At 26.7% G+C, this 11,519-nt stretch carries 4 protein-coding genes; all 4 read left to right on the top strand.

From position 1 onward, the window contains the following. On the top strand, nt 1-4,573 hold a 4,573-nt coding region (locus J7G74_RS15050), incomplete at its 5' end, for a hypothetical protein (RefSeq protein ID WP_297136832.1). 54 nt (nt 4,574-4,627) lie between these two features. Then, nucleotides 4,628-5,374, top strand: a complete 747-nt coding sequence (locus J7G74_RS15045) for a phage tail domain-containing protein (RefSeq protein WP_297136831.1) — start codon at nt 4,628-4,630, stop codon at nt 5,372-5,374. Between the two features lie 9 nt (nt 5,375-5,383). Next, entirely contained in the window at nt 5,384-7,042 is a 1,659-nt protein-coding gene (locus J7G74_RS15040) for a phage tail protein (protein WP_297136829.1), read from the top strand. Between the two features lie 12 nt (nt 7,043-7,054). Further along, nucleotides 7,055-11,519 (top strand): hypothetical protein (locus J7G74_RS15035; RefSeq protein WP_297136827.1); only part of this gene is annotated, 4,465 nt, incomplete at its 3' end.

Genomic DNA, 11,519 nt, shown 5'->3' with positions numbered 1-11,519 from the left:
GAGTCAAATATCTAAAGAATATGATAAATTAGCTAATAAAACTAATAAGTCAAAAGAAGAATTGGCTAGATTTAATGAGTTAAAAAGTGAAATAGCTAGTATATCCCCTGATTTAGTTTTAGGGTATGACGCTGATAATTCCCCAATTTTAGCTATAAATGGAAGTTTAGAAAATACAATTAAGTTAAAAAAAGAGATACTGGCTTTAGATCAACAAATATTAGCCGAAGAAAAGAAACAAGAGGTAGAGGCTAATAGGGATAAATCTGAAAGAACATGGGAACAACAAGGTAAATTATCTAGTCAATATAAAGGTTCTGCTATACCTGGTAAAAATAATTATAATAAAACTGAATTGCCAATTTATAATGATGATGTTGATGCTTATAAGAAATCTTTAAAGAAAAAAAGTGAAGAGTATAGTAAGTACATCAATGAAATGTCGAAGAAAAGAAGTGAATATAATGAGCTAGAACTTAAAGCTCAACAAGTAGCTATAACGGAATTAAACAAGGCTTTAGGCGAAAATAAGTTAAATGATAAAACACTTCAAAATATAAATTCATTAGCAGGAGCATTTAACTGGGGACAATTAAGTGCAGGTGAAACTCAGCAAGTACAACAAGGGTTTAAAAAGTTAAATAACGAATTTGGCAAGTTTAATGTAGGAAATATTCAAACTCAAATTAATAATTTAGCTATGGATTATGAAGCAGGTTCTATATCTCAAGATGAATATGCTAAAGGAATAGAGAATCTAGCTACTAAATTAAATAAAGCAGGTGTAGATGTTGATAAGGGGACGTTAATTAAAGCATTAAAACAATTCCCACCTGAATTACAAGAGGTTCAATATGAAATAGCTAATGTTCTTAAAAACTTTGATTTAAAATTATCAGATGTGGGAACTAATGGTATGGCTACAATGATAGCTAATCAATTAACTAGTATAAAATCATTAACAAGTTCATTTGCTAGTTCAATAAAAACAACAGGTACAATAGATGTATCACTTATACCAGAAGTGGATTCTGAAATATATAATAGTTTACCTACTCAAATTCAAGGCACAATAGATTCTATAATGGCGGATAAGAAGATTTCAGAAAAAGAAGCAAATATTCTTATGAAACTTATGACAACATGGGAAAATGAAGGTACTGTAAATGAAGAATACATTAACCAATTAGAAGAACTAAATGGTAAACAAATGACAACTGAAATGAGAGCAAAATTAAATGCAGATGTTTCAGATGATTATAAAAAATATGTAATAAATAACACTAAAGAAGGAAAATCTTTAGAAAGTACAATAACTGCTAAATTTAAAACTGAAGGACAAAATGAATATGCAAATGCATATAAACAAGCGGGTGTAGATCCAAACTCTAAAGAAGGTAAAAAGATAAAAAATGAAATAGATGCTGAGTTTAAGCAAAAAGGATTTGAGGCATCAACAAATGTGGCTGATGTAATGAATAAATTAGGATTAACTAGTGAAAAACAACAATCTAAATTTTTATCTAGCATAGAAGCACAAATAGAAACTGGAAACTTAAATTTAGATACATTACAGAATGCACAATCTATTTTAGATTGGTTAGAAGGACATCCAGATATAGCTAAAAAAGTTGGTCTTACAGTTGATGAAAATGGAAACATTAAAGAGGTAGCTAAATTTATTGATGAAATGCAGAAAAAACCTGATATTGAGAAAAAGGTAAAAATGCATTCAGAAGGCTTTGATGTAGCACAACAAAAAGTGAATGCTTTAAATGGTTCTAGTATTCATGATTTTGTATTTTCAACCACAGATAACGGAACAACTGATAAGGCACAACAAAAAGTTAATCAATTGTCTTGGACACAAATAAAAGATAAAATAGTTCAAATAGTACAAAATGGCGGAACAGGAGTCTCTAATACTCTTACAAAAATAAATGGTTTATCTGGTAATAAAAATAAAAAAATTACAGTTAATGAAAGTGGTGGAAAAAGTGTACTTGCCACAATAAAAGATATAAATAGTAATGCTAAAAGTAAAACTGTTACTATTACTACCATTTTTCAAGAAGTTAAAAAGACGGTGAGTAGCTTTTTTGGTGGTAAAAAGAAAAAAAAATCAATAGATATACCAACAACCGAAACTAATTCGATTCAACAAGCAAGAAACATTCAGCCTTTAAGCGAATCTTCTACAAGTGAAACAACTTCAGATAATTCAACTACTAATACGTCACAACAAATAACCCCAAGATATTCAAATAACTTTGGTGGAATCTTAACAATTCCATCACTACCAACTTCATTACCATCTTCATACAGTTCTATGTTGAACATGTTGGAGCATGGAATAAATATATTCCAAGAGTTAGAGAATAGAATCGATAAAGTTAATAATCAAATCAAACTTTTAGATTTGCAAATGGAGAACTCAATAGGGACTAATAGGATAAAAAACCTTCAAACTCAAAATGAATTATATGCACAACAATGTAAATTACAAAAAAATTTATTTGATGTATTGGAAAATCAAAGAAGAGCAATGCAAGGTAAAGCTCCTAGTTTTGGTTTTTCAATCGACCAACATGGAAATTTAACTAACTACGAAGAAACACTTAATCGTTTAGAGTCTGCATATGAGAACGCTAAGAAGAAAGAAGAGAGTTATAAAGGTTCAAGTGAAAGTACTAAAAATCGTTTATCAAAGGCTACAGAAGATGCAAATAAGAAATTAAGTGAGGCAAAGGAATTTAGTAGCCAGTATTTAGATTTATTTTATGATAAGATTCCTGGTGCTGAACAAGAATGGCAAAAACTTCAAAATGCTATAAAAGAAAATAATAATGAGATAGAAAAACTGAAATTTGAAGATACAATATATAGAGAACAACATGCGATAGAGGATTTACTTAGCACATATGAACAATATTCAGGGTATTTAGATCGAGTTCAATCTAAAAAAGAGCGTTTAAATGGAACTGAGTATATAAAGCAAACTAAGGAAGAAATATCATATCTTCAAAAGTTAATTTCTATTCAAAAACAACTTCATGAACAATATAAATCTGAAAGAATGGATTATAGAAATAAGTTAAAAGGATATGGGGTTAAATTTGATAGTATTGACAACCAAATATCAAATCGAGATGATATATTAAATAAGTATAAAAATTCAAATGAGTATGAAAAAATACAAAAATGGATGGAAGAGTATTCTGAATTATTAGATACTGATATAAAAACAGTAAATACCATAATAGATCTTGAAAATGATGTTAAAGATTTAAATGATGAAATAGAAAAATTAAATAGAGAAGATAAATTATATAAATTTAATAATGCCATCAAAGAACTTAACAATGAAATGGATAAATGGGGAGATAAAATTGATTTAATTGATATTAAATTAGATAGTGCTAGTGGGACTGAAAAAATAAATTTGATGAAAGATAAAATTCAAGCATTAAATGAACAGCTTAAAATACAAGAAGGTATAGTTAATTCTATAAATTCTCAGTTGCCTGTATATCAAAAAGATTTAGATAAGTATGGAGTTAAATTTGATAAAAATGGTGACATAACTAACTACGATGAGATATTAAATAAATATCAAAATAGTGAAGATTTAGAAAAAATAACTGAATTAATAGATGAATATATTGAAAAGGTTAGAGATGAGTTGCCTGATGCACAAAAAGAGTATCATGAATTAGAAAATGCTATAAAAGATGTTTACCAAGAACAATTAGAAATGACTAAAGATGTTGAAGATAAACTTACTGAGATTTATAAAAAACAAAAAGAAGAAAAAATAAAGGCTATTGAAGAACAAAGAGATGCAGAGTTAAAAGCATTGGATGAAAAGAAAAAAGCATATCAAAAATATAGAGATGAAATTACATATAAAGACGATTATGATGAGCAATTAAAAAAGATTAATAAAATCAAGCAACAATTAGAAGTGGCTCAGAGAGATGATTCTTTGAGTGGTAAAAAAAAGGTTGAGGAATTGATGGAGCAGTTAGAAGAAGAAAATAAAAATTTACAAGAAATTGTTCAAAATAAAATAGATTCAGATATAAATGATATGTTTGATGAAGAAAGCAATAGAATAGAAGAAAATACTGATAAAACTATTGAGGATTTAGAAAATAAATGGTCTGATAGTGCGATAGCTGAAGCAGTAAAAAAAGCATTAGATAGTGGCGTATTCACTGATATTGATGGAAAGGTGCATAACTTAAAGGATACGATGTTAGATTTCATTAAAGAATCAGGGGATGCATTTGGTGTATTAGGTTTTCAGATACAAAAGGAACTTTGTGATAAGTTAGTAGTTGCACAAGAGGTTATGGATAATTTACCTAGTATTTTAGATAAGTTAAATTTAAAAGATTATTCTGCTAAAAATATAAATATGCAAAGTGAAAGTCGTGCAAGAACTATAAGTATAGGTGATACAAATATAAATATTTCAGGGAATGCAAATGATGATGTTGTAAATAAAATCAAGGATATAGTCAAAGCAGAAAATGAAAAATTAATAAAAGAACTTTATGACAGAAGTTAAATTTAAGGGGTTGCCTAATGGTAACTCCTTTTTATTTTATAAGGAGGCGATATAATGTTTATATCTAAAGATTTTACTTTCGATAGTATAGACAATAGTGAATATAATGTGATATTGGTTGAGCTTGATTCAGATATATTGAATGAAATAGGTGTAGTATATAAAAGAGATATTACTAGAGAAGATGGGAGTACGTATAATCCTACATTTAATATCGAAAATGGAGAACCAGACGACATAGTATTAAATTTAATGTTAGTTGATGGCAATATGATTCCTAAAGTGTGGAGTGAAGAAGATATTATCAACGTTAAAAAATGGATAATTAAAGATGAATTTAAGCCATTCATAAGTCAAGATAATCCTGATTATATATATTATTTTCAATGTTCAAATATAAGAAAAAAATTCACCACAAAAGGTGAAGGTGCATTAGAAGTAACATTCAAACCTATGGACTGTTTTGTTTATAAAAAATATAGCAAAACAATTACTGTAGATGATGCCACTAGTTTATCTATATCAAATCCTAGTAACGAAGATTATTTTCCTATAATTGAATTAACTAATAAAGGTGATAATTCAACAGTTAATAAAATTAATGAATTAGAAATAACAGGATTAAATACTGACGAAAAAGTTATAATAGATAATTTGATGTTAACTGTATTAGATGGTAATATTAATAAGTTTAATTGTTGCAATAGGAAATGGGTTAAATTAATACCTGGTTTAAACACATTAAATATTAGTGGGAATTGTGAAATTAAAATATTAGCTGAATTTCCAATATTATTATAGGTGATTCTTATGAACATTACATTAAAAGAAATAAAAAATAAATATACTGTCACTCTACATAAGGTTAATAAAGAAATATTAGGTGAGATACCATTTTTTTATGTAGAAAGTATGAGTAGAAGTTTAGATGATATAGATAAAGTAGAATTAAAAATAAAAAAATATTATGTTTCTAATATAGATAAGACAATAAAAAAATACTTTTATTATGATGAATTTAAATCTGAAAGGCTAGTTGCCTTTGATGGTGAATATTTTGTTATAAAAGAAATATCTGAAGATAAAAAGAAGGGAATAAAAAGCATAACTGCTTATGGTTACGAAAAGAAGTTAGAGAAAAATAATATTACAGTTGAAGGTATAGGTTTTATGCTATTGGATTCAGATGAAGAAAATTTAATATTTTCATTGAGTGATTATATGAAAGATGAAATTGGTTGGACTATAGGACACGTAGATAACAATATAAGATACTCAAATTATTCTGAAGGAGAAACAAATTTAACACCTAGAATGAGGTGGCAAGAGAGTTTAGATCAAGATTGGTATTCATTTTTAGCTAATACACTAGCAGAACAATTTGAATGTATAACTGTATTTGATAGGAAAAACAAGACTGTAAATTTATATTCAATAGATTATTTTGGTGAAAACCTAAATATATCTCTATCTTATGATAATTATATAAAATCATTGGAGAAACGATATGATTCATCTAATATAATAACTAGATTGAAATTATCTGGTAATGAAGAAAAGTGTTTTGTAAGAGAGTATATTCCTAGTGGATATGATTTTATAGAAAACTATTCTTACTTTATTGAAAATGAAGAAATGAGTAAAGAATTAATAAATGCTATGAAGTTGCATGAAGAAATGATTAAAGATTTATCTGTAGAATGGAGAGACTTAAAAAATCAAAAGATTCAGTTAGAAACAGAAAAAACTAAATTAGAAAATGACTTGTATTATAATTTAGAATCATTTAAACAATATAAATCTATAGCAGAGGGATATAGGAACTATGATGATCCTGCTAATGCTGTGATTTGGGAAGCAAAATGTGCTGAATTGAAAGATGAAGAAGTTATATTAAAAGCCAATATACAAACTAAAAAAAATGAAATAGATAATATTAGGAAAAGAATGTCAGAAATAAATAGTCAATGCAGAAGAAATACTGCTAAAAATACAAACTGTGAATTTATATTTAATGATGAGTTATTAGAAGAATTAAAAGAGTTTTTGTATTATGATACTTATTCCAACGATGCCTTTTATGATGCAGAAGAATTAATATCTGTTGGAGAGCGAGAACTAGATAGTAAATGTAAACCAACATTTGAATTTAGTATAGATAATAAAAATTTTATGAGAAGATTAATAAATAATAGTTTTAGACAACAATGGAATGGTCAATTAGGGCTAGGAGACATTATATCTCTTTATTATAGAGATGAAAATAAAGAAGAGTTTATATTTTTAGTTGGATATACACAAAAATTTAAAGATAATTCGTTATCCTTAGAGTTATCAAATAAAAAGACTAAAAATAACACAAAAAGAGATATAAGCATGTTGTTAAAATTAGCTAAAAATGATAACAAGCAATTAATGAGGAATAGATATGTACTAAATGCGTTAAGAGAGTATAGATATAATTTGTAAAGGGGGAATAATATGGCAATTTTAAGCAATACGCCAACAATAAGATATATAACTATACAAAATCTAGTTATAAAGGATTCTAATGTATATTATCCAATAGCAACCACTGAGACAAGTAGGAAATACATTTATTGGGATAAAGATTCTCCATATGAGTTGATATGTGAAGATGAAATACTAGAAGATAGAGCAAACTTATACTTATTAGTTATAAACAAAAAGGGTAATTTTACTATTGTAAATCAAGATTCAATTAGTGTTAATTTTGATGAAAATATTAAATTAGATGGATTTAATAGTAAATTAAATGCTACAGTTGAAAAAGTTGATGAGCATACAAAGAAATTTACGAGTGTCGCAGAAGATATTAATGGAATTAATAAAACGGTAGGAACTATAACGGAAGATTTAAATGAAACTAATGAAAAATTAACTAATTATAAACAAACTGCTGACCAAATAGCTATAGATTTGCAAAATACTAACAAAAAATATAATGATGATAAAGAGTTTAATAAGTTAAGAGAAAATATAGTAAGTTTATTAATAGATGAAAATAGTTTATTAATGGAATTGAATTCAGCAATTAAAGATATTACTAGAGATAATAGTTTTACATCTGAAGAGAAAATTAAAGTAAAAGAAACTCAATCTAAAATTACTAATAAAAATGATTTATTGATAATTGAAGTTGATAAATTAGTAAGTATGTTAGAAAAGGAAGGTTTAACGGATAAAAAAAATCAATTAACATCTGTTAAGGAAGAATATGGTAATGCTTTTAGCTTGTTAAATTCAACATTAAACTCATTAATAAGTGGAAATGTAATAACTCCGACTCAAATAACAACTCTTATAAATTGTATTTCAAATGTGTCAACAAAATTAACTAAATTAAAAAATATTTGTGATGAAATAATATTCTTAGGTACTGGTGGTACTCTATATGAGGAAATAACAAAGATAACTATGACAGCAGGTGGTATTTATACAAAGATTTCTTCAATAGAAGAAAATATAAAGAGTAATCTTTCTTTAGAAAAAGGTATATTAAATCAACATGTGATGGATTTGCAAACTACAGTGGATAAGATGGAGACAATAATTAAAGAGATATATATGGATGGATTAGTTAATCAAAACGAAAAAGATTTAGTATCTCAAAATTTGCAATTAATAGAAAGTGAGCATAATGATTTAATAGGCAAATATAATGAATATTTATCAAATAAATATTTAAGTCAAGAAATGAAAGCAAAATTACAAAGAATATACACCGATTATGTAAGTGGTTATAATGCTTTTGTTAATGAATTAAATAGTGTGATATCTGATGGATTTTTTAATGAAAGTGAAAAAATAAGTGTAGATTTAAAATTAGAAGATTATCGAAAAAATATAATTATACTCCATAGTAACCTATCTTTAGCGGTTGATAATTATGAAGAAAACAGATATAAGAGTGAAATAGAAACTCAAAAAAATCAATTACAAGGTGAAATAAATGAAGTAAAAAAAGATTTGACAAATCTAAATGATAATATAGAAGGTACATTTAAAAATAACATTATTGATGAGTCTGAGAGAAATGCAATAAAGCAAAATATTAAAAATTTAGACATTCAAAAGGCAAATATAGATAGTCAATATAGTCAATTATATAAAAATGCTTTATTGATAGATCCACTTAAAACTCAATTTTTAAATGTATACACTAATTTTAATAGTTCTTATGACACATTACTTGCAACTTTAAATGAAATATTAAACAAAGATACTCTTATAACTCAACAAGATAAAATAAACATGGATAGATGTTATGCCGATTTAGTTTTAAAAACAACAGAGTATACTACCATTGTTAATCAAGTTGTAGAATTTATTGCAAATGCAGAAGCAGAACAGTCAAAGGCTTCATTTCAAGATGAGATAGATGATTTACAAAGACAAATAGATGGACTTGATTTTAATATAGATGGTGCATTTGCAGATAATTTATTAGATAAAGCCGAGAGAGAATTAATAAAGTCTAAATTAGAAAATATAAATGCTAATAAAATTGATATAGATTCACAGTATAATAAACTCTATAATTCTCCTGATCTAACAAACAGTGATTTAAAAACACAATTTAAGCAAAAATATGATGCCTTTATAGAAGGATACAATAGATTCACCTCTCTAGCAAATACATTGTTACAAAAGGAAGATATTATAACGGAGGAAGAAAAGAAACAACTAAATAGTTCAATATCTTCAATTAATACTTTATTAGGAGAATTCACTACATGTTCTTTAAATGTTGCAGAAAGTATATATGACACACAAGCTCAAAATAAAGTAGCAGATATAAATAATGATATTTCTGATTTAACAAATAGAATGGATAATGTAGTTGAGACAGTAGGAAGTGCTTTAACTGATGGCATATTAGATAAAGCAGAAAAAACATCTATTGAGCAAGGATTATTAAATTTACAGGCGCAAAAAATAGAGATGGATAATGAATACAATCAATTATATGAGAATGTAAATTTAGATGAGCCAAACAAATTACAGTTAAAAAACTCTTATGATACTTTCGTTTTAAAATATAATATATTAATTGACTCTATAAATATTATGTTAACTAAAGAGGATATGATTACAGAAATTGAAAGAAATAATTATACTGCTGCATATGAAGATTATAAAACTTATTTAGCTACTTTTACTCAAAACTTATATGAAGCAAATAATAAAATATATAATAAGATAACTGAAAATGCTAAAGGTGAGTTGTCAAAAGAAATAAATAAGATATCTCAATCAGTTTCAGATTTGAGTGGGTTAATGAACGGTGCTTTTTATGATGGAGTATTATCTGAAGCAGAAAAAATAGCATTAAAAAGTAATTTAGATTTATTAAAAGTAGAAAAAGTTGATGTGGATAATCAATATAAGCAACTTTATAATAATTCTAATTTAAGTTCGAGCAATAAATTAAACTTAAAAACTACTTACGATAATTATATTACTGCATATAATGCATTAGTAAAATTTATAGAAACATTGATTAATGGCGATGAAAATATAAATGATAGTCATAAAACTCAGTTGGATACATTATTAAAAGCACATAATGATAAGTTAGCATTATATGTAACTCAATATAACCTTGCAATAGAAAACATATCTAAATCATACACTGACACAGCAAAAAATGCACTTCAGCAACAAATAGAAGGGGTTAGCAATTCTGTTTCGGATTTAGAAAATAATATGAATGGTGTTTTTCAAGATAGTGTTTTAACTGAAGCAGAAAAAATAGCAATAAAAGAAAGATTACAAAGTTTACAAGTTGAAAAGGTCAATATAGATAATCAATATAATAGCTTAAATACTAATGTTGATTTAGTAGATAAGGATGCTTCAAATACCCCAAAAACTAATTTAAAAACAGCATATAATAATTTAGTTGCTTCTTATAATAAATTAGTCGAGGCTATAAACACTTTGATTAATATTGAAGGGGTATTAGATGAAAGTCATAGAAAACCTGTAAATGATGCTTTTAGTGATTATAAAAACAAATTAGGCGTATATTCTACAAGAGTGAATGAGGCAATAGATGCTATATCAAAAAAAAGAGTAGAGGATGAGGCTAGCTATAGAAGAGAACAATATTCAGAAATTAATAATACTGTGGATGGAATATCTACTAAGGTAGGTATGGTAGAAAAAACTGCAAATTTGACAAATGAAAAAGTTACGGAAATTTCACAAACAGTTGATGGGTTAAAAACAACAGTAAGTGATGTGAAAATCACTGCAAATAGTGCTAATAGTAAAATTGATAACTTAGAAATAGGTGGAAGAAACTTAATTAAAAATTCTAATTTTATTGTTCAAGCAACTTCTTCAAGCAACGCTCCTATGAAAGCTGTTAATCTTATTGATGGGATTAATTTAAATGAAATGTTTCTACATAAAACAGTTACTTTTTCTTATTTTGTAAACTGTCCTGGAAGTAGACAAAATGCTTCAGGTGACTTAGGTAATAGATTTGGTATTCATAGTACTGTAACTTGGAAAAATAGTTCTACAGGTGCGACAACTATAGTTTACCCTTTTGCTGAGTGTTTAACTGGAACATATGAAAATAAGAGAGTAGTTATGAAATATACATTTGCTCCTCCTAGTGGATATGATGCTATTTCAAGTTTTGGTTTTACTTTTCAACCTTTTGCAAAACCTAGTGCCAATAATACTGCTATTTGGAAAATTGGACAACCTAAATTAGAAATAAGTACAAAAGCAACAGATTACTCGCCTGCTCTAGAGGATACTCAAACTCAGATAGATGCAAACAAAACTGAAATATCTTCTACTAAATCAAAAGTATCTACTATAGAAACTAATCTAAATGGAATTACTTCAAGAGTTAGTGCTGTAGAAACGAATCAAACAACTACTGGTAATAAGGTAACAAGTTTAG

Origin of the sequence: Terrisporobacter sp. (assembly GCF_017888745.1) — a bacterium.
Lineage (GTDB): Bacteria > Bacillota > Clostridia > Peptostreptococcales > Peptostreptococcaceae > Terrisporobacter.
Note: the sequence above shows the minus strand (reverse complement) of the source record. Positions and strands in the feature narration are given on the sequence as shown.

Bases quoted from the DNA above. Each gene is read 5' to 3' on its own strand.
- J7G74_RS15040 (WP_297136829.1), top strand. From the start codon at position 5,384: ATGAACATTACATTAAAAGAAATAAAAAATAAATATACTGTCACTCTA.
- J7G74_RS15045 (WP_297136831.1), top strand. From the start codon at position 4,628: ATGTTTATATCTAAAGATTTTACTTTCGATAGTATAGACAATAGTGAA.